We start from the raw sequence: 18,241 nt of genomic DNA, 5'->3' as shown, positions 1-18,241 counted from the left end.
GGAGGGCCGCCAGGGGCCATGACATATCTGGGGGCAAAAGAATTCAGTTCAAGAATTGGCGAGCAGGGTTTTCTCGCTAGATTCGGGCGTCCTGAAACGGACGGCCGAGGAAGTGGGGATGAGCGAACATGAGGTGGTGATCGCCGGCGGCGGGCCGACCGGGTTGATGCTGGCGGGCGAGTTGGCGCTGGCGGGCGTCGACGTGGCGATCGTCGAGCGACGCGCGGGCCAGGAACTGGTGGGGTCGCGGGCAGGCGGGTTGCATTCGCGCACCATCGAGATCTTCGATCAGCGCGGCATCGCAGATCGGTTCCTCGATGCGGGGCAGGTGGCGCAGGTCGCCGGATTTGCCTGGATACCGCTCGATATCAGCGATTTCCCCACCCGGCACAATTACGGACTGGCGCTGTGGCAAAACCATATCGAGCGCATTCTCGCCGGCTGGGTCGAGGAACTGGCGGTGAGGTATTATCGCGAGGCGGAGGTGACCGGGTTCGTCGAAGACGAAGCGGGGGTTGCTGTGAACCTTGGCGATGGCGGGACGCTGCGGGCGGCCTATCTGGTAGGGTGCGACGGTGGGCGAAGCGTCGTGCGCAAGGCAGCGGGGATCGAGTTCGTGGGATGGGACCCCACGATCAGCCATCTGATCGCCGAGGTCGAGGTGGCCGAAGAGCCTCAATGGGGCGCGCGCCACGACGCGATGGGAATACACGGGCTGAGCAGGATGGGCGAGGGCCAGCCGGTGCGGGTGATGGTGACCGAGCAGGAACTGGGCCGAACGGGCGAACCGACGCTGGCCGATCTGAGCGCGGCGCTGATTGCTGTCTATAGCACCGATTACGGCATCCACAGCCCGGTTTCGATTTCGAGGTTCACCGATATGACGCGGCAGGCGGTGGCCTATCGCAAGGGGCGGGTGCTGCTGGCGGGCGACGCGGCCCATATCCACTATCCGGCCGGCGGGCAGGGGCTTAACATCGGGGTGCAGGATGCGGTGAACCTGGGGTGGAAGCTGGCACGGGTGGTCAATGGGAGTGCTCCGGCCGATCTGCTCGATACCTATCATGACGAACGCCACCCGGTGGCGGCCCGCGTGCTGCGCAACACCATGGCGCAGGTCGCGCTGCTGCGGCGGGCCGAGGAGCGCACACGGGCCCTGCGCGAAACCATGGCCGAACTGCTGGGCATGGACGAGCCGCGCAAGCGCTTCGCCGGGATGATATCGGGGCTCGATGTCCATTACGATCTGGGTGGTAGCCATCCATTGGTCGGGCGGCGGATGCCCGATCTGGAGCTGACGGGGCAGGATGGGCCGCTGCGGGTCTATGGCTTGCTCCATGATGGGCGGCCGGTGCTGCTCAATCTCGGGGAGCCGGGCGCTTTCGATGTCGGCGAGCCGGTTCGACTGGTGGAGGCCCGGTACGAGGGGGCATGGGAGCTGCCGGTCATCGGACCTGTTCCCGCGCCAAGCGCGGCGCTGATCCGGCCCGATGGGCATGTGGCCTGGGTGGGCGAGGGCGGAGACGATGGGCTTGCCGAAGCGTTGACCAAATGGTTCGGGATACCCTCGCGCCAAACAACATCGTGAAACCGTATGGACTTACGCGGGCCAGCCCACCACATTGGCGGCAACGACAAAAATGTGGGAGAGTGGGTGCATGGCGGAAAAACGCGTGGCGGTGGTGCTGGCATTGGTGGGGGCGCTGTCGGCGGCAATGCCGGCCATGGCCCAACCCTCGCCCGAGCGCTGCGCGGCCATCGGGCCGGCCACCGAGCGGCTTCAATGCTATGACTCGCTGTTCCGCTCCGACCAGTTCACCGGCGGCGATCCGGAGACGGAGATGCCGGCGCAGGGCATGTGGGCCAGCGGGGTGGAGGTTTCCCAGATCGAGGGGACCGAGTTGCCCTTCGCCGCGATCCAGTCCGAACAGCTCATTCCGGCGCTGCCGCGCGGTCGCGCGCCGGCCCGGCTGACCATCCTTTGCCAGGATGGCGTGCCTGCGGTGCAATTTGCCTTTGCCGGCCAGTTCATGGGCACGCCCACATCCCAGAGCGGGACGATCACCCTGCAATACGATCGCCAGCCGCCGCGCAGCCAGTCGCTCGAATTGAGCCCCGACCGCACGGCGCTGGGGTTTTACGAAGAATCCGACGCGCGGACGGTGATCGAGCAATTGCTGCAAACCGAAAGGCTCTATGTGCGCGCGACGCCGCAGGCCCAGCGCTCGGTAACCGTCAGCTTTCTGATGGAGGGAATCGAGGCCGCAATCGAGCCGGTGAGAGCTTCCTGCGGGGTCTGATCCGCTTTTTTCCCGACCGAGGGAACCTTGGGGATAAGAACAGCGTTGGGCTGGTTGCCACCGCCTTGGCGGTGGCCGCTTCCTCACGACTGCATTCATTTTCAGATAGGAGATTGCTCATGGCAACGCGGCATGCATCAGGCGCGGGCACCATTTCGCTTGCGCGCATTATCGCCGGAGGCGCCGTTGCGGCGGCTCTCATGCTTTCAACAAGCCTGACGATGGCGCAGGAGACCCCGGTCGAAATCCCCCAGGGCCAGAACGATCTGTTCTCCTCGCGCGTGCTGACCACGGCGCTCTCCAACCCTTGGGCGATGCGCTGGGCCCCCGACGACATGATCTGGGTGACCGAGCGCACGAGCGGGGAAGTGACCCGTGTCGATCCTTCGACCGGCGCCCAGCAGGTGCTGCTGACGCTCGAAGACGTCTATACCGGCCCCCAGCATGAAGGACTGCTCGGCCTCGCGCTGCATCCCGAACTGCTTCAGGATACGGGCAACGACTACGTCTATCTCTCCTATACGATCAACAACGGCACGGCCGAAGAGCCCGATCCCTCGGCGCAGATCGTGCGGTACACCTGGGACAACAATCTCCAGCAACTGGTCGACCCGCAGGTGGTGATCGAAGGCCTGCCGGCCTGGAACGATCACAATGCCGGGCGCGTGGTGATCGGGCCGGATATGAAGCTCTATTATTCGATCGGCGAGCAGGGCGCCAATTTCGGGCGCAATCTGCGCCGGCCCAACATGGCGCAGGTGCTGCCGACCGCCGAGGAGGTGGAGGCTCAGGACTGGCACACCTATTCGGGCAAGATCCTGCGCATGGAATTGGACGGTTCGATCCCCGAGGACAATCCCGAGATCGAGGGCGTTACGAGCCACATCCTGAGCTATGGGCACCGCAACCCGCAGGGTATCGGCTTCGGGCCGGACGGCACGCTCTATGAGGTCGAACACGGACCGGCTTCGGACGACGAGTTCAACATCATCCAACCGGGCGGCAATTACGGCTGGCCCAATGTGGCCGGCCTCATCGACGACCAGGCTTACACCTATATCAACTGGAGCGAAGCGCCCGAGGGCGTGGACACCAACACCGATCCGCTGCCCGACGACGTGCCGCAATTCGCCGAAAGCGATTTCGAAGGCGAGATGATCGATCCGATCGCGACCTATTTCACCGTCGAGGATGGATATGAGTTCGGCCAGATTTGCGGCTATATCTGCGATCCCACCATCGCGCCCTCCTCGGTGCTCTATTACGAGGCGGGCGAAGGCGGCATTCCCGAATGGGACAATTCGCTGCTGATCCCGACGCTCAAGCACGGCACGCTCTATGTGCAGCATCTCACCGAGGATGGGCAGGACGCCGACGGGCTGCCCGAAGCCTGGCTTTCGACCCAGAACCGGTATCGCGACGTGATCGTTTCGCCCGATGGCGGCACGGTGTTCATCGCGACCGACGCCTTCGGTTCGGCGGCCCAGAAGTTCGGCGACGGGCTCAACACCTCCGTGCTGCACAATCCCGGCTCGATCCTGATCTTCACCTATGGCGAAGAGGGCGGCTCGCTCGGGATCGCCTCGGGTGACAATGCAGGTGCCGCCGCCGGCGGCGGCGAGAATTTGCAGGAATGGGAGGACCCCAACACCGGCAATGAAGGCGCGGCAGAGGACGATGGCGCCGAGCAGACCGGCGCGATCACCGAGGAGTCCGACGTGCAGGAGGTGGCCAATCTGGGCTCTCCCAAATTCGCGGCCAATTGCGCCGCCTGCCATGGCGCGGGCGGACAGGGCGGCGCGGGCGCCGTTCTGGCGGGCAATGGCGAATTGGCCGATGCCGATTTCGTCGCCAACACCATCGTTCATGGCTTCGGCTACATGCCTGCATTCGGCAACCAGCTCAGCGACGAGGATATCGCCCAGATCGGGACCTATATCCGCAACGCCTGGGGCAATGAGTTCGGGATTTTGACCACCGAACAGGTTACCGCCGCGCGGTGAACGCCAGCAAATGAATCCGAGGGGCGGGAGTTTCTCCCGCCTCTTTTTTGCGCGGGCTGTCGGAACCCGGGCGCACCGCGCGTCCTTGTGTCGTAATCACAAGGAGAACCATCATGAGTGTACTCAAGGACAAGATCTCCTCGGCCATAGTCGCGGTCAGCGATATCGAGCGGGCGAGGAGGTTCTACAGCGACACGCTGGGGCTCGAACTCGAGGAGGACGGGATGGGCGGGGTGCTGGTCTATAAGACCGGTTCGACATATCTGCTTGTCTATCCATCCGATTTTGCCGGGACCAACAAGGCCAATGCCGTGGTCTGGGATTGCGGCAACGATATCGAGGCGATCGTGGCCGATCTGCGCGCCAAGGGCGTCACCTTCGAGCACTATCCCGAGATGGGCGCCGATTACGAGGACGGCATCCACAAGGCGGACAATTTCCGCATGGTGTGGTTCAAGGACCCCGACGGCAATATCCTGCACCTCAACAGCGCTTGAATGGCGCCGATCTTCAGGCGGCGGCGGGACCTCGCCGCCGCCAGCGGCGTTTGGATGCCGCGATGATGACCCGTTGCATGACGATGAAGCCGAAGAGCAGGCCGCCGATGACGATCTTGGTCCACCAGCTCGACAGCGTGCCGTCGAAGACGATGTAGGTCTGGATCATCCCCTGGATGAAGACACCCACCAGCGACCCCAGCATGAAACCGAAGCCACCCGAGAGCAGCGTGCCACCGATGACCACGGCTGCGATGGTGTCGAGTTCGACACCGACTGCCGCCAGCGGATAGCCCGAGGAGGTGTAGAGCGAATAGACGACGCCCGAGACGCCGGCAAGAAAGCTCGAAACCGCATAGATGCCGATGGTGGTGCGGGCCACGGGGACGCCGAGCAGGGCGGCGGACTGGGGATTGCCGCCCAGCGCATAGACGTAGGAGCCGAAGCGGGTGCGGTGGCAGACGATGGTGCCGATGGCGAACACCACCAGCATCAGCCCGCCATTGAAGGTGAGGCGCCCGCCGCCGGGCATGACGTAATAGAACTGGCGGACCCAATCGTAGAAGCCGTGATCGACCGAGATGGAATCCTGGGTGAGCAGGAACGTGGCGCCACGGGCCAGGAACATGCCAGCTAGAGTGACGATGAAGGGCGGGACTTCGAGATAATGGATCATCGCGCCCATGGTGGCGCCAAACAGGGTGGTGACGGTGAGCGTGATCGCAAAGGCCGGCAGGGGGTGAATTCCGAACTGGGTGACCAACACGGCGATCAGCACCGAGGAAAAGGCGATGACCGAGCCCACCGAAAGATCGATGCCGCCCGAGAGGATGACGAAGGTCATGCCTACGGCGGCCACGCCGAGGAAGGCGTTGTCGGTCAAAAGGTTGCCCAAAACGCGGGTGGAGAACAGCGCCGGGAACTGCATGACCGCCAGCGCATAGGCGAGGACGAAGATGGTGACGGTGGCGACGAGCGGCCAGTAGCGCGGGTTCATCTTGGGCTGGCCTCGGACGGTTTGACCTCGGGGCGCGGCGCTCGGCGGCGGGCGGCGAAGTGCCAGATGCGGCTCGCGAGGGGCGATTGGACGATGAGGATGACGATGATCAGCGCCGCCTTGACCAGCAGGTTGAATTCGGGCGGGAAGCCGGAAACGAGGATGCCGGTGTTCATCGCCTGGATGATCAGCGCGCCGACCACCGACATGGGAATGGAGAACCGTCCACCCATCAGCGATGTGCCGCCGATGACCACGGCGAGGATGGCATCGAGTTCGAGCCACAGGCCGACATTGTTGGCGTCGGCGCCACGGATGTCGGCGGCGGCGATGATGCCCGAGATGGCGGCGCAAAAGCCGGCGAAGGCATAGACGCCGATCAGCAAGGAACGGGCGCGCAGGCCGGCATAGGAGGAGGCCGAGCGGTTGACGCCGACCGATTCTATGAACAGGCCCAGCGCGGTCAGGCGCATGACCATGGTGGTGATTATCGCGAGCGCCAGCATGATGATGATCGGCGTTGGCAGACCCAGGATGGAGCCCGAGCCGAGGAAGATCAGTCCCGGATCGTTGAAGGTGACGATGAAACCTTCGGTGATGGTCTGGGCGATGCCGCGCCCGGCGACCATCAGGATCAGCGTGGCGATGATCGGTTGGAGATCGAGGACCGAAACGAGGACGCCATTCCAGAGGCCGCAGAGCAGCCCGACGGCGAGCGCGGCGAGGACGACAAGGATCAGCGCGTTGCCGTCTCCCTGCACCATGGTGGCGGCGACGGCGCCGGAAATCGCCATCACCGCGCCGACCGAAAGATCGACGCCGCGCGTGGCGATCACCGCCGTCATGCCGATGGCGAGGATGGCGACCGGGGCGCCGCGATTGAGGACGTCGATCAGCGAGCCGTAGACGCGGCCATCGCGGATGAAGAGGTTGAAGAAGCCGGGGAATAGCAGCCAGTTGATGAGAAGGATCGCGGCGAGGGCGATGAATTGGGGTTTGATGAGCGAGCGGGTCATCGGGCGGCCTCCGGCTCGCTGGCGATCATTTCCATGATGGCGGTGGTGTTGATGGCTTCGCCCCTGAGCTCGCCCGCGATGGCGCGATCGCGCAAGACGAGGACGCGGGAGGAATAGGCGGTGATTTCCTCGAGCTCGGACGAGATGACGAACAGGCTCATGCCTTCGTCGCAGAGGCGGTTGATCATGCGGATGATCTCGGCATGGGCGCCCACGTCGATGCCGCGCGTGGGTTCGTCGAGGATCAGGAGTTTCGGATTGGTGGCGAGCCAGCGGGCAAGGACCACCTTCTGCTGGTTGCCGCCCGAGAGGAATTTGACCGGCTGTTCGGGGCCGGTGCAGCGGATGTCGAGGGCCTTGATGAAGCGGTCGGCGAGTTCGGCCTGCTCGGCGCCGCTCATGGGGCGCATCCAGCCGCGATGGGCCTGGAGCGCGAGCATGATGTTTTCGCGCACCGTGAGGTCGCCCACGATGCCGTCGACCTTGCGGTCTTCCGGGGCGAAGGCGAAATCGAGCGCGATGGCGTCGCGGGGCTCGTTGAGGCGGGCCGGTTTGCCGGCGACAGTCAAGTCGCCCCTGTCGGGCTTGTCGATGCCGAACAGGAGCCGGGCCATCTCGGTGCGGCCGGAGCCCAGGAGGCCCGCCACGCCGACGATCTCGCCCTTGTGGAGGTCGAGGTCGAAGGGGGAGGCCTTGCCGACGAGGGAATAGTTGCGGAACGAGGCGTAGAGCTCGCCCGGCTTCCGAGCGGTGCCGATGCGCATCGCGTCTTCTTGCTTGAGGGCTTCGCCGAGCATCATCGTGACGAGGTCCATGCGGGTGAGGCCGGCGATCAGGCGTGACCCGACGCGCTTGCCGTTGCGCAGCACGGTGACGCGGTCTGCGATTTCATAGACCTGATCGAGGAAGTGGGTGATGAAGACGATGGCCATCCCACGCGATTTAAGCTGACCGATGATGGAAAAGAGGATTTCCACCTCGTGGCTGTCGAGGCTTGCGGTGGGTTCGTCGAGGATCAGCACCTTGCCGGAAATGTCCACGGCCCGCGCGATGGCGACGATCTGCTGGATTGCAACCGAATAGGTGTCGAGCTGGGCACCCACGTCGATCGCAAGGTCGTAGCGGGCGAGGAGGTCGCGGGCGTCGCGCTCCATCCTGCGGGTGTCGACAAAGCCGAGGCGCATGGGCTGGCGGCCGATATAGAGGTTTTCGGCAACCGTCATGTTGGGGAGGAGATTGACCTCCTGATAGACCGTGCCGATGCCCAATTCCTGTGCGTGACGGGTGTCGCGCGGGTGGATGGGTTGGCCGTCCAGCGTGATGGTGCCGGAATCGTGGGTGTAGGCGCCGGTCAGGATCTTGATGAGGGTGGATTTGCCCGCGCCGTTCTCGCCGAGCAGCGCGTGGACCTCGCCGGGGTAGAGCTCGATGCCGACGTTATCGAGCACCTTGTGGGTGAGGAAGGATTTGTCGATCGAGGCGGCGGCGAGGATGGGGTCGGGCATGGTGTGTTCGTTCAGCCTGTCCTGCATGATTGAAGCGCCAGCGTTTGCAGCAAGCGCTGCGCACCCCTCATCCGACCCGGCTTCGCGGGCCCACTTTCGTCATTCAAATCTCTCCACCGGAGAGATTTGCCCTTCGGGACACTCCTCAATCCCTCAAGGGGAGAAGGGTAGAGTGCCGCAGCGTTTCGGTAAGAGCTTCGACGCTGCCGGATGAGCCCCCCTCTCCCCTTGAGGGAGAGGGGTCGGGGGTGAGGGGTGCGCAGCCTTTCGGCAGACACCAACCCCATCAATACCCCAGGTCGCGGCGGCGTTGGGCTTCGCCTTCGGGGTCGTCGTCCTGTGTGTAGAGGGTGGATTCGGTGATGATGAGCTTTTCGGGCTCGACCCCGTCGATGAGATAGGCTTCGAGCGCGTCGAAGCTCGGGCCCGCCATGTTGGGGGTGAGCTCCACCGTGGCGTTGGCTTCACCGGCCGCCATGGCAGTAAAGATGTCGGGCACTGCGTCGATGGAGACGACGAGGATGTCTTCGCCCGGCGTGAGACCGGCTTCGCGGATTGCCTGGATGGCGCCGACGGCCATGTCGTCGTTGTGGGCGTAGAGCGCGCAGATGTCGGCGCCGCCGCCTTCGGCGCGCAGGAACCCTTCCATCACCTGCTTGCCCAGCGCGCGGGTGAAATCGCCGGTCTGGGAGCGCACGATCTCGATATTGGGGAAGTCGGCGATGGCTTCCTCGAAACCCTGCTTGCGGTTGATGGCGGGCGAGGAGCCGACGGTGCCCTGAAGCTCGACGACGCGGCATTCCTCATCGCCCACCGTTTCGGCAAGCCACTCGCCGGCGACGCGGCCTTCGAGAATCTGATCGGACATGACGGCGGTGAGGTAGAGGTCTTCGGGGCCGTCGATGCCGCGGTCCATAAGGACGACGGGGATTTCGGCGTCGCGCGCTTCGGTCAGAACTTCCTCCCAACCGGTGGCAACCACCGGAGCGAGCAGGATGGCATCGACGCCCTGGGCGACGAACGAGCGAATGGCGCGGATCTGGTTTTCCTGGCGTTGCTGGGCATCGGAGAACTGCAGATTGATGCCGCGCGCTTCGGCCTCGGATCGGGTGACCGAGGTTTCGGCGGCGCGCCAGCCGGACTCGGAACCGATCTGCGAAAAGCCGATGGTCATGCCGGACAGACCATCCTGAGCCATCGCGGCCGAGGTGAGGATGGCGACAGTGCTCACGCCCAGCGCGAGCTGCTTTACGAATTTCATGGATTTTTCCTCCTTTTGGCGCCGGGCGAAGCCTCCCTCCGGTCCGGGCCGCGATGCGAACAATTGCATATAGTATTACTATATGTAAAGGCGGAAAGTTGGGTTGGGGAGGGTGTGAAAATTGGGTATGGGCAGTGGCATGTGACACACCGGATTTCGTGCCCGTGGCCGAGTCAGCATTGGATTCCGGGAACAAATCCCGGAATGACAGATTAGGGATGTGGCGCAGCCGTGCCATCGTCGCACCGTGTCACCCCGGGATTAAATCCCGGGGTCCAGCAACGGCATCTCCACCGGGAAACGGCGATGTCGGAATCGGCCAGGAGGCTTGTGGAGGGCGTATAAGTATGACTAAACGCTCAGGCGAATGTCATCTTCCGGCACAAGCAAGATGACGCATTGGCGTTGTTGCGGAATGGTGTAAAAGGCTTGCGAACGCAAGAACCGAAGGATGCCGGGGCATGGGCCTTGTGCGCGACATCGGCGGGGAGATCGTAAAGGCGCTGGCCGTGCTGGCGCTGGTGTTCCTGTCGTTCGCGCATCAGCCGGTTGCCGTGGCCCAGGTCGATGACGGGCTGCAATGGACAGTCGCCGACCTCTCGTTTTGCGGCTCCAGCCCCGATGGCGAGGGCGATGGTCATCTGCCGTGCCATGCCTGCCGCGCCGGGGTGGCGGACCTGCCGCCCGCGCCATGCGTGGCCGAGCCGGCTTATGTCGCGCTGGCCGATGCCGGGTTCATCCTCGCCGATGATCTCGTTCGCGAGCAGGACGGCTATGGATCGGCCAATCCGCGAGCGCCGCCGGCACTGGTCTGAACCCCGGAGCGACCCGGTCGCTCCCCAATGTTTGGACCTATATTTGCTGGAGATCGAAAATGATCGGCATTCTTTCGCGCGTGGCACTCGCCGCCGCAGCTTTGAGCACATTCGCGGCGCCTGCCATGGCGCATATGACATTTGAGACCGGCACCTCGGCGCCCGGCGAAAGCTATCGGGGCGTGCTGATCCTGCCCCATGGCTGCGACGGCGCGCCGACCGACAGGGTGCGGGTGACCTTGCCCGAGGGCTTTGTCGATGCCGAGGCGGAAGCCAAGGACGGCTGGACGCTGGACCAGGGGGACGGCCATATCGAATGGTCGGGCGGCTCGGTGGCCGACGACGCGGTGGAAACCTTCGTCTTTACCGGCAGTTTCGCCGAGGACGCGCCTGAAAGCGATATCGTGTTTCCCGTCGAGCAATATTGCGGCGACGTGGCTATGGGCTGGGACCCGGTGGTGAGCCTGGGAGAAGGCAGCGGGGATGCGCATGCCCACGCGGCGAACGGGGTGACGGTGGGCGATCTGACGCTTTCGGGCGCTTTCACCCGCGCAACCCTGCCCAATGCGCCCGTCGGGGGCGGGTATGTGACGATCACCAACAATGGGACGGAAGCCGATAGGCTGATCGGGGCGGCGTCCTCGTTTTCGCCCGACGTGCAGGTTCACGAGATGGCGGTGATCAACGATGTGATGCAGATGTCGCAACTGCCCGACGGGCTGGACATTCCGGCCGGCGAAACGGTGGCGCTGGCGCCGGGCGGGCTGCATCTGATGTTTATGCAGATTTCCCAGCCCTTCGTCGAGGGCGAGACGGTGCCGGTGACGCTGACCTTCGAGCATGCGGGCGAGGTCGAAATCGAGCTTGCGGTCGAGGCGTTCGGCGCTTCGTCCATGAGCGATCATTCCGAACATGAAGGACACTGAGATGGGTGCGCTCAAGACGGTTCGCACGGTTCTCTGGACGCTGGTTGCCGTGGCGGCGGTCGGCGCGGGGTGGCTGTGGTATTCGAACACATTCTCCCAGCCGCAATCGGGGTCCACGCAATTGGCGGCGGCACCGGAAGAACAATATGGGGCGGGGGACTATCAACTCGTGACTCATGAGGGCGAGCCCGCGGACGATTCGGTGTTCGTCGGCCGGCGTTCGCTGGTGTTCTTCGGGTTCACACACTGTCCCGATGTGTGCCCCACGACGCTGGGCGACATGCAGCATTGGTTCGCCGAACTCGGCGATGACGCCGACGCGGTCGATGCCTATTTCGTCAGCGTCGATCCCGAGCGCGATACGCCAGAGGTGCTAGGCGAGTATGTGGGCTGGGTTTCCGACAAGATCACCGGGCTCACTGGCGAACCGGCGGAGATCGAGAAGATGACCGAAGCCTGGGGCGTGATGGCCGAGAAGGCGCCGCTCGAAGGCGGCGGCTATAACGTCAATCACACCGCTTCGGTATTCCTGCTCGATGAGAACGGGCAGTTCTTCGGCACTATCGCTTATGAGGAAAACTCGGAGACCGCGATTGGCAAGCTGCGGCGGCTGATCGCAAGCTAAACGGCGATCCCGCCTATGGCTGCGACGACCACCACCAGCCAGGGCGGGGCCTTCCACACCATCAGAAGTGCGAAGCAGACCAGCGCCAGCGCGAAAGCGCCGGGGCTGGTTATTGCCGAGGTGAACACCGGATCGTAGAGCGCGGCGCCGAGGATGCCGACCACGGCGGCGTTGGTGCCCGCCATCGCGGCGCGCGCCCAGGGGCGGGCGCGCAGGGCGTTCCAGAACGGCAGCGCGCCCACCAGCAGCAGGAAGCCGGGGAGGAAGACCGCGGCCAGGGCGATGGCCGCGCCGGCGATGCCGTTGGGCTCGGGGCCGAGGACGGCGCCCAGATAGGCGGCGAAGGTGAAGAGCGGGCCGGGCACCGCCTGGGCCGCGCCATAGCCGGCGAGGAAGCCATCTCCGCCGACCCAGCCGCGTGCAACGGTTTCGGCTTCGAGCAGGGGCAGGACGACGTGGCCGCCACCGAAGACCAGCGAGCCGGCCCGATAGAAGGCATCGAAGACGGCGAGGGGCTGGCCGGTGCCCGCCAGCAGCGGCAGGCCGGCGAGAAGGGCGAAAAACGCACAGAGGGCGACGATACCGACGGTCCGGCTGACCGGGAAGGACATCGAGCCCGCCTCGGGAAGCGCGAGGTTGCGGCAGACCGTGTATCCGGCGACCGCGCCGAAGACGATGGCGGCGACCTGGCCGAGCGAACCGCCCAGCGCGATGACGATGAGGACCGCGAGAACCGCGATGGTGGCGCGCTGGCGGTCGGGGGTGAGCGATTTCGCCATGCCCCAGACGGCCTGCGCGACGATGGCGACTGCGACGATCTTGAGGCCGGTGAGGATGCCCGACCCGATCGGGCCTTCGATCATAGCGGCGCCGAATGCGAAGGCCACCATGAGGATGGCCGAGGGAAGAGTGAAGGCGAGAAAGGCGGCCAGCGCCCCGAGCGGGCCGGCACGCATCAGTCCCAGCCCGAAGCCGACCTGGCTGGACGCGGGGCCGGGGAGGAACTGGCACAGCGCGACGAGATCGGCATAGGCGGCTTCGGACAGCCAGCGGCGGCGGGTGACGAACTCGTCGCGGAAATAGCCCAGATGGGCGATGGGGCCGCCGAAGGCGGTGAGACCGAGCTTGAGAAAAGCGAGAAAGACTTCGGCGGGCGTGCCCCAGGTGCTGGATGGATCGTCGTCGTGCTCGGCCATCGGCGGTCCCCTTGTTTATCGGGCGATGTGTGCGACAGGCGGCGCGGGCTGACAAGGGGCCGGAGGCAATGTCATGGAAAGTTCATGGAGGCGCCCGCAATTGCCTTGCGTTATGTCATGAGGCTAGGGTGCCGCCATGACCATCGAACCTATCGGCATTTTCGCCATCGTCGTTTTGCTCGGCATTGCCGTGCTGTTCGTCCGGGCCTTCACGCGAACGGGCAGCAATTCGCGGCGAGGCGACACCGGTGGAGATTCGGGGGCGCCTGTCATGGCGACGTCGGGTCACCACGACAGCCGGGGCGACGCCGACGCGTCCGACACTGGCGGGTTCGGTGGTGGCGGAGGAGACGGCGGTGGAGGTGGTGGCGAATAGATTCGCCCGGCCATCGGCCGATTTGGCTCGGTTAGAGCGAATATTCGACGTTGCGGGCCGCCTGCTCGTAGATGCCGGAAAGCGCGTGCAGGATCGAGGCGAGATGTTCGAGATCGACCTCGCTCGATGACAGCATCGAGAGCGAGCGGATAAGATATTTGCGGCGCACCGCCTTGTAGTTGTCGACCACTTCGCCGCCGGCCGCCGTTGCCGAATAAAAGGTCTCCTTGCCTTGCTTGCGGCTCTGCACGTAGCCGGCCTTGCCCAGCTTGCGCAGGGCGTAGGAGACGAGGTGGGTATCCTCGATCTTTATGGAAAAGCAGATGTCGGCGATCCGCTTGGGCCGCTCGTGGCCGGAAACCTTGTGCAGGACCAGCAGTTCGAGTGGGGAAAAGCCCTTCATACCGGCAGCGGCGCCGCAGCGGACGACCCATTGCTCGAAGGCGTTTTTGGAGACGATCAGCGCCTGTTCGAACTGGGTCATCAATGCCGAATTCTCCGCCATCACCTTGTCCAGTTCGGTATCGGTCTTGGCTGACATTTGCGCCTCCAGGCTGATGATCATCACGCTTCTTCCTTAGCAGATTCCGGTATCGCAGTCGCCTTATCGCGTTTGTTTTTCGTGCGCAATCAATAAGCAGATTGCACCTATAATAGGCTCTTTTTGCACGTAATTTACCGTTGAAATGAATTCGAAATGGTGACAACGTTGAGGGGTAACGGCCGGAAGGCTGCAAAGTGAGGACCATTGTTATGAAGTTTGTACCCAACCGGGATGCATTGATGCAGCTCGTCAAAGCCGAGGGGCTGGACGCGCTGGTGGCGATGAGCCCGGAGAATTTCACCTATGTCTCCGGCGCCTATGTGCTGACGGTCGGCAAGATCCGCCCGCGTCAGGCCTTCGCGGTGCTGCCGGCGGACAAGGAGCCGTTCATGGTGATTTGCAAGATCGAGGAGGGGCTGACCCGCTCGGAAAGCTGGATCACCGATCTGCGCACCTATATCGAGTTTGCCGAAAATCCCATCGATGAGCTGGTGAAGGCGCTCAAGAGCGCCGGGCTCGACAAGGGCCGGATCGGGATGGATCTCGATTACCTGCCGGCCAGCTCGCATGAGCGGCTGATGGCGGCGCTGCCCGAACTCAAGCTGGTCAATACGACCGAGGCGATAGCGGCGGTGCGCGCCATCAAGACGCCCGAGGTGATCGACCTGCTCGAGGCGACGACCAAGCAGACCCATCGCGCCGTGCTCGACGCCATGGCGGCGGCAAAGCTGGGGGAAACCGAACGGCAGATGGCGGACAGGATCGCGTCCAACATCATCAGCTACGGCGCGGACGGTACGCTGTTCATGTGCTTTTCGAGCGGCAAGCGCACGGCGGAAGCCCACCACATCGCCGATCCGGAAATCGCTCCCAAGGAAGGCGAGATGATCCGTTTCGATGTGGGCGGCACCTATGGCGCCTATGCCAGCGATTTCGCGCGGACCTATTCGGCGGGCTCGCCGAGCGACATGCAGAAGCAGACCTACGCGGCGCTGGTCGATGCGCAGGTGGCGACGATCAACGCGGTGGAGCCGGGAATCCTCGCCGAGGACCTGTTCCATATCTGCGTCGACGAGTTCAAAAAGAACGGCATCGCCTTCCACATGCCCCATATCGGGCACAGCTTCGGGGTGGAACTGCACGAGACCCCCATGCTTCGGCCCGGAGACAAGACGCCGCTCAAGCCCGGCATGGTGATCAACATCGAGCCCGGCACGCGCGACGAGCAGGGATCGATGTACCACACCGAGGACCTTCTGGTGGTGACCGAAAACGGCTTCCGGCTGCTGACACTGGGGTTCGCTCCGCGCGAACTGCCGGTGATCGGACAGACGGTCAGCTACTGAGCTTTCGAAAGCCGCGGCCCGCAAAAGGCCGCGGCTTTTTCAATAAAAAACAAAGGAGAGAACATTATGGGGATTAAACACCTTCTGGGAGCCGCCGCTTTTGCCGCGGTTTCCATGCTTGCCGGGTTTGCCAATGCGCAGACCTTCAGGCTCGGCCACCATCACGCCGTGGGTGGGGCCGCGGACCTTGCGGCGAACCGCTTTGCCGAAGCGGTCAACGAAATGAGCGAGGGGCGGATCACCATACAGGTGTTCCCCGCCGCCCAGCTCGGGCAGGAACGCGAGGCCTTCGACCTCGTCAATCAGGGGGCGGTGGATATCTCGATCACCTCGACCGGGATCACCGATCACGTGTGGGCGCCCATGTCGGTGACCTCGCTGCCCTTCGTGTTCCGCGACTGGGACCACGCCAGCACCGCCTTCCGGGGCGAGTTCGGCGAGGCGCTGGCCGACGGCATGCGCGAGGCGGGCAATATCGAGGTTCTGGGCTATTTCGGCTTGGGCTTCCGCGACCTGCTGTTCACAGCCGAAACCCCGCCCACGACCATCGCCGAAATGCAAGGAATGACAATCCGCTCGCCGGAGAACTATGTGTTCATCAAGATGTTTGAACTGATGGGCGCGCGGCCCACCCCGGTAACCTGGGGCGAGGTCTATACGGCTATGCAGACGGGGGTGGCCGAGGGGCTGGATTCGCCTCCCGCAACGGCGCTCGACATGCATTTCGAGGAGGTCTCGGGATCGCTGCTTAAGACCGGGCATATGTTCGGGGCGATGCTGTTCGCCATGAACGAACAAAAGTTCGCGGCGCTTCCGCCGGAAGACCAAGAGCTTTTGAAAACCGCTGCAATTCAGATCACGCAGGCGCTCGACGAGGAGGTCAACATTCCCGCTGAGCAGGCTGCTTACGATCTATTGGCCGAAGCGGGGGTGACGGTTGCCGACCCGGCCGATCCGCAGGAATGGCGCGACGCCATGACCCCGCTGATCGAGGAAGTCCGGGCGCGGGGCGACGGATCAGCCGAATTGCTCGACCTGCTGGCGGCGCAATAATGGAGCCAATCTCGCACAATGAGGACAGCCGCTTCGTGCGGCTGCTCCTTGCCGTGGGGGCGATTCTGGTGGCCGCCATCGTCGTTCTCACCTTCATTCAGGTCGTCCTGCGCTTCTTTTTCGGCAACCCCCAGGCCTGGGCCGAGGAAGTCAGCCGATATCTGTTCGTCTGGATCACTTTCCTCGGGGTGGCCGTGGCGTTCGCCAAGGACGCCCATATCAAACTCGATGCGCTGGTGGGGCTCCTGCCGGATAAACAGTGGCTGGTGGCCGATACGTTCCGGCGTCTCGTGGAACTGGCGGCGGTCGCGATCATGCTCTGGTCGGGTGCGCTCACGGCCTGGCAGTACCGCGCGACGACGTTTTACACGGTGCAGGGCGTGCCTCGGGTGATCTTCTACCTCGCGGTGCCGGTGGGCGCCGGGCTGGCGCTGATCTATGTGGTTCGCGGACTTCTCTCGCGGCGGGCGAAAACGGCGCCAACACCCCATGAGGTGGTGTGATGGAGCTTGCGGTTCTTCTCATCTCCTTCGTCGTTCTGCTGCTGACGGGAACATCGGTGGCCGCCGCCATGCTGGTGGCGGGGATGCTCTCGCTGTTCGTGGGCGGGATGCCGGTGACCATCGCCGCCGAGCGCATGTTGGGAGCGGTCAATTCCTATACGCTTCTGGCCGTGCCGTTCTTCATCTTCGCTGCCGTCATCATGAACCGTGGCGGGCTGACCGACAGGCTGCTGGGCGTGGCAAAGGGGTTTGTCGGGCACTTTCCGGGCGGATCGGCGCAGGTGGACGTGCTGGCGTCGATCTTTTTCGCCGGCATGTCGGGCTCGGCGACCGCCGACGCGGCGTCGCAGGGGCGCATCCTGATCCCGCACATGGCAAGGCAGGGCTATGACAAGGGCTTCGCCGCAGGCGTCAACTCGGCTTCGGCAACGATCGGGGCGATCATTCCGCCTTCGATCACCATGGTGATCTACGGGTCGGTGACCAATATCTCGGTCGGCGCGCTGTTTCTCGCAGGGGTCATTCCCGGTCTGGTGATCGGGATCGGGATGATGCTCGTCGTCTGGTTCCTCGCCGTGCGTCGTGGCTATCCGCGCGATGAATATACGCCCTGGCAGGGACGGTTGAGGCCGGTGCTCGGTGCATTGCCGGCACTGCTCGCGCCGGTATTCATCCTGGGCGGTATCTTCACCGGGGCGACCACGCCCACCGAAGCGGGGGTGATCGCCTGCGCCTACGCCCTGTTCCTGGGGTTCTTCGTTTATCGCGAACTGACCATCAAGGACATGCTGCCCATCCTGGCCGAAACGGTGGAGGCGACGGCGGTGCCCGTGTTCATCATCGCGGCCGGGTCGGTGTTCGGGTTCGCGCTCACCACGTCGGGCTTCGGCTTTATGATGCAGGGGTGGCTGGGGTCGGTCACCGACGATCCGATGATCTTCATGATGATCGTCATCGGCCTGTTCCTGATCATCGGGCTGTTCGTCGAAGGCACGGCGGCGATGCTGATCTTCGTGCCGATCTTCATGCCGCTGGTTTCGACCTTCGGCATCGATCAGCTCCAGTTCGCCATGGTCGTGATCGTCACCATTATGGTGGGAACGATAACGCCACCGGTGGGGCTGCAGCTCTTCATTGCCGCCGATATCGCCAAGATATCGGTGTTCAAGGTCGATATCTGGCCATTCGTCGCCATCACCATGGCGATCACGCTACTGATGGTTGCCTTCCCGCAGATGGTGACCTTTTTGCCCGGCCTTCTGGGATAAGACCCAGACC

General features: G+C 64.0%; 18 protein-coding genes. 12 read left to right on the top strand and 6 right to left on the bottom strand.

Annotated elements, in window-relative coordinates:
• Positions 1 to 118 precede the first annotated feature (118 nt).
• The 4 genes from V4T21_RS12180 to V4T21_RS12165 all read left to right on the top strand — a co-directional run bounded on the left by V4T21_RS12180 (position 119) and on the right by V4T21_RS12165 (position 4,800).
• Complete coding sequence (locus tag V4T21_RS12180; RefSeq protein WP_332717063.1) at positions 119 to 1,588, top strand: FAD-dependent monooxygenase; 1,470 nt, start codon at positions 119 to 121, stop codon at positions 1,586 to 1,588.
• A gap of 70 nt (positions 1,589 to 1,658) precedes the next feature.
• Positions 1,659 to 2,300, top strand: a complete 642-nt coding sequence (locus tag V4T21_RS12175) for a type VI secretion system-associated protein TagO (RefSeq protein ID WP_332717060.1) — start codon at positions 1,659 to 1,661, stop codon at positions 2,298 to 2,300.
• A 119-nt stretch (positions 2,301 to 2,419) separates the two neighbouring features.
• Positions 2,420 to 4,303: a glucose/sorbosone family PQQ-dependent dehydrogenase gene (locus tag V4T21_RS12170; protein ID WP_332717058.1), complete on the top strand. Its 1,884-nt coding sequence runs from the start codon at positions 2,420 to 2,422 to the stop codon at positions 4,301 to 4,303.
• Positions 4,304 to 4,416: 113 nt separating this feature from the next.
• Positions 4,417 to 4,800, top strand: a complete 384-nt coding sequence (locus V4T21_RS12165) for a VOC family protein (RefSeq protein WP_332717054.1) — start codon at positions 4,417 to 4,419, stop codon at positions 4,798 to 4,800.
• A gap of 13 nt (positions 4,801 to 4,813) precedes the next feature.
• Here V4T21_RS12165 and yjfF read toward each other — a convergent pair whose 3' ends face one another.
• From yjfF to ytfQ, 4 genes are all read right to left on the bottom strand, one after another.
• Positions 4,814 to 5,797, bottom strand: coding sequence for a galactofuranose ABC transporter, permease protein YjfF (gene yjfF / locus V4T21_RS12160; RefSeq protein WP_332717051.1), 984 nt, complete (start codon positions 5,795 to 5,797; stop codon positions 4,814 to 4,816).
• Positions 5,794 to 6,813 (bottom strand): ABC transporter permease, encoded by a 1,020-nt coding sequence (locus tag V4T21_RS12155; RefSeq protein WP_332717049.1) that lies wholly within the window; start codon positions 6,811 to 6,813, stop codon positions 5,794 to 5,796. The genes yjfF and V4T21_RS12155 overlap by 4 nt, the downstream gene beginning before the upstream one ends.
• The gene (locus V4T21_RS12150; RefSeq protein ID WP_332717046.1) at positions 6,810 to 8,345 is read right to left on the bottom strand and encodes a sugar ABC transporter ATP-binding protein; all 1,536 of its coding nucleotides are present in this window, start codon (positions 8,343 to 8,345) and stop codon (positions 6,810 to 6,812) included. Before V4T21_RS12150 ends, V4T21_RS12155 begins: the two co-directional genes overlap by 4 nt.
• 259 nt (positions 8,346 to 8,604) lie before the next feature.
• Positions 8,605 to 9,579 carry a galactofuranose ABC transporter, galactofuranose-binding protein YtfQ gene (gene ytfQ, locus V4T21_RS12145; protein ID WP_332717043.1) on the bottom strand — a complete coding sequence of 325 codons (975 nt, stop codon included), beginning with the start codon at positions 9,577 to 9,579 and terminating at the stop codon, positions 8,605 to 8,607.
• A 461-nt stretch (positions 9,580 to 10,040) separates the two neighbouring features.
• Here ytfQ and V4T21_RS12140 point away from each other — a divergent pair, with 461 nt between their 5' ends.
• Genes V4T21_RS12140 through V4T21_RS12130 form a run of 3 tightly spaced genes read left to right on the top strand, consistent with a single transcriptional unit; the run spans position 10,041 to position 11,945 of the window.
• On the top strand, positions 10,041 to 10,394 hold the full coding sequence (locus V4T21_RS12140; protein WP_332717040.1) for a hypothetical protein: 354 nt from the start codon (positions 10,041 to 10,043) through the stop codon (positions 10,392 to 10,394).
• A gap of 59 nt (positions 10,395 to 10,453) precedes the next feature.
• Positions 10,454 to 11,320, top strand: a complete 867-nt coding sequence (locus tag V4T21_RS12135) for a copper chaperone PCu(A)C domain-containing protein (RefSeq protein ID WP_332717037.1) — start codon at positions 10,454 to 10,456, stop codon at positions 11,318 to 11,320.
• A gap of 1 nt (position 11,321) precedes the next feature.
• Positions 11,322 to 11,945 carry an SCO family protein gene (locus tag V4T21_RS12130; protein ID WP_332717034.1) on the top strand — a complete coding sequence of 208 codons (624 nt, stop codon included), beginning with the start codon at positions 11,322 to 11,324 and terminating at the stop codon, positions 11,943 to 11,945.
• Here V4T21_RS12130 and chrA read toward each other — a convergent pair.
• The gene (gene chrA, locus V4T21_RS12125; RefSeq protein ID WP_332717031.1) at positions 11,942 to 13,141 is read right to left on the bottom strand and encodes a chromate efflux transporter; all 1,200 of its coding nucleotides are present in this window, start codon (positions 13,139 to 13,141) and stop codon (positions 11,942 to 11,944) included. The two genes, V4T21_RS12130 and chrA, sit on opposite strands and share 4 nt — an antisense overlap.
• Positions 13,142 to 13,277: 136 nt before the next feature.
• Here chrA and V4T21_RS12120 point away from each other — a divergent pair, with 136 nt between their 5' ends.
• Positions 13,278 to 13,517: a hypothetical protein gene (locus tag V4T21_RS12120; protein WP_332717028.1), complete on the top strand. Its 240-nt coding sequence runs from the start codon at positions 13,278 to 13,280 to the stop codon at positions 13,515 to 13,517.
• Positions 13,518 to 13,548: 31 nt separating this feature from the next.
• Here the strand turns inward: V4T21_RS12120 and V4T21_RS12115 are convergent, their stop codons facing one another.
• A complete protein-coding gene (locus V4T21_RS12115) occupies positions 13,549 to 14,058 on the bottom strand; it encodes a winged helix DNA-binding protein (protein WP_332717024.1) in 510 nt (169 codons plus the stop codon).
• A gap of 242 nt (positions 14,059 to 14,300) precedes the next feature.
• Between V4T21_RS12115 and V4T21_RS12110 the strand changes: the two genes are divergently transcribed.
• The 4 genes from V4T21_RS12110 (at position 14,301) to V4T21_RS12095 (ending at position 18,231) form a co-directional block, all read left to right on the top strand.
• A complete protein-coding gene (locus V4T21_RS12110; RefSeq protein ID WP_332717021.1) occupies positions 14,301 to 15,407 on the top strand; it encodes a M24 family metallopeptidase in 1,107 nt (368 codons plus the stop codon).
• A 66-nt stretch (positions 15,408 to 15,473) separates the two neighbouring features.
• Positions 15,474 to 16,460: a TRAP transporter substrate-binding protein gene (locus V4T21_RS12105; protein ID WP_332717018.1), complete on the top strand. Its 987-nt coding sequence runs from the start codon at positions 15,474 to 15,476 to the stop codon at positions 16,458 to 16,460.
• Positions 16,460 to 16,963, top strand: a complete 504-nt coding sequence (locus V4T21_RS12100) for a TRAP transporter small permease (protein ID WP_332717015.1) — start codon at positions 16,460 to 16,462, stop codon at positions 16,961 to 16,963. The genes V4T21_RS12105 and V4T21_RS12100 overlap by 1 nt, the downstream gene beginning before the upstream one ends.
• Positions 16,963 to 18,231, top strand: a complete 1,269-nt coding sequence (locus V4T21_RS12095; RefSeq protein ID WP_332717012.1) for a TRAP transporter large permease — start codon at positions 16,963 to 16,965, stop codon at positions 18,229 to 18,231. The genes V4T21_RS12100 and V4T21_RS12095 overlap by 1 nt, the downstream gene beginning before the upstream one ends.
• Positions 18,232 to 18,241 lie beyond the last annotated feature (10 nt).

This window comes from Pelagibacterium mangrovi, assembly GCF_036662815.1.
GTDB classification, from domain to species: domain Bacteria; phylum Pseudomonadota; class Alphaproteobacteria; order Rhizobiales; family Devosiaceae; genus Pelagibacterium; species Pelagibacterium mangrovi.
This window is presented reverse-complemented; position numbering and strand designations above follow the sequence as displayed.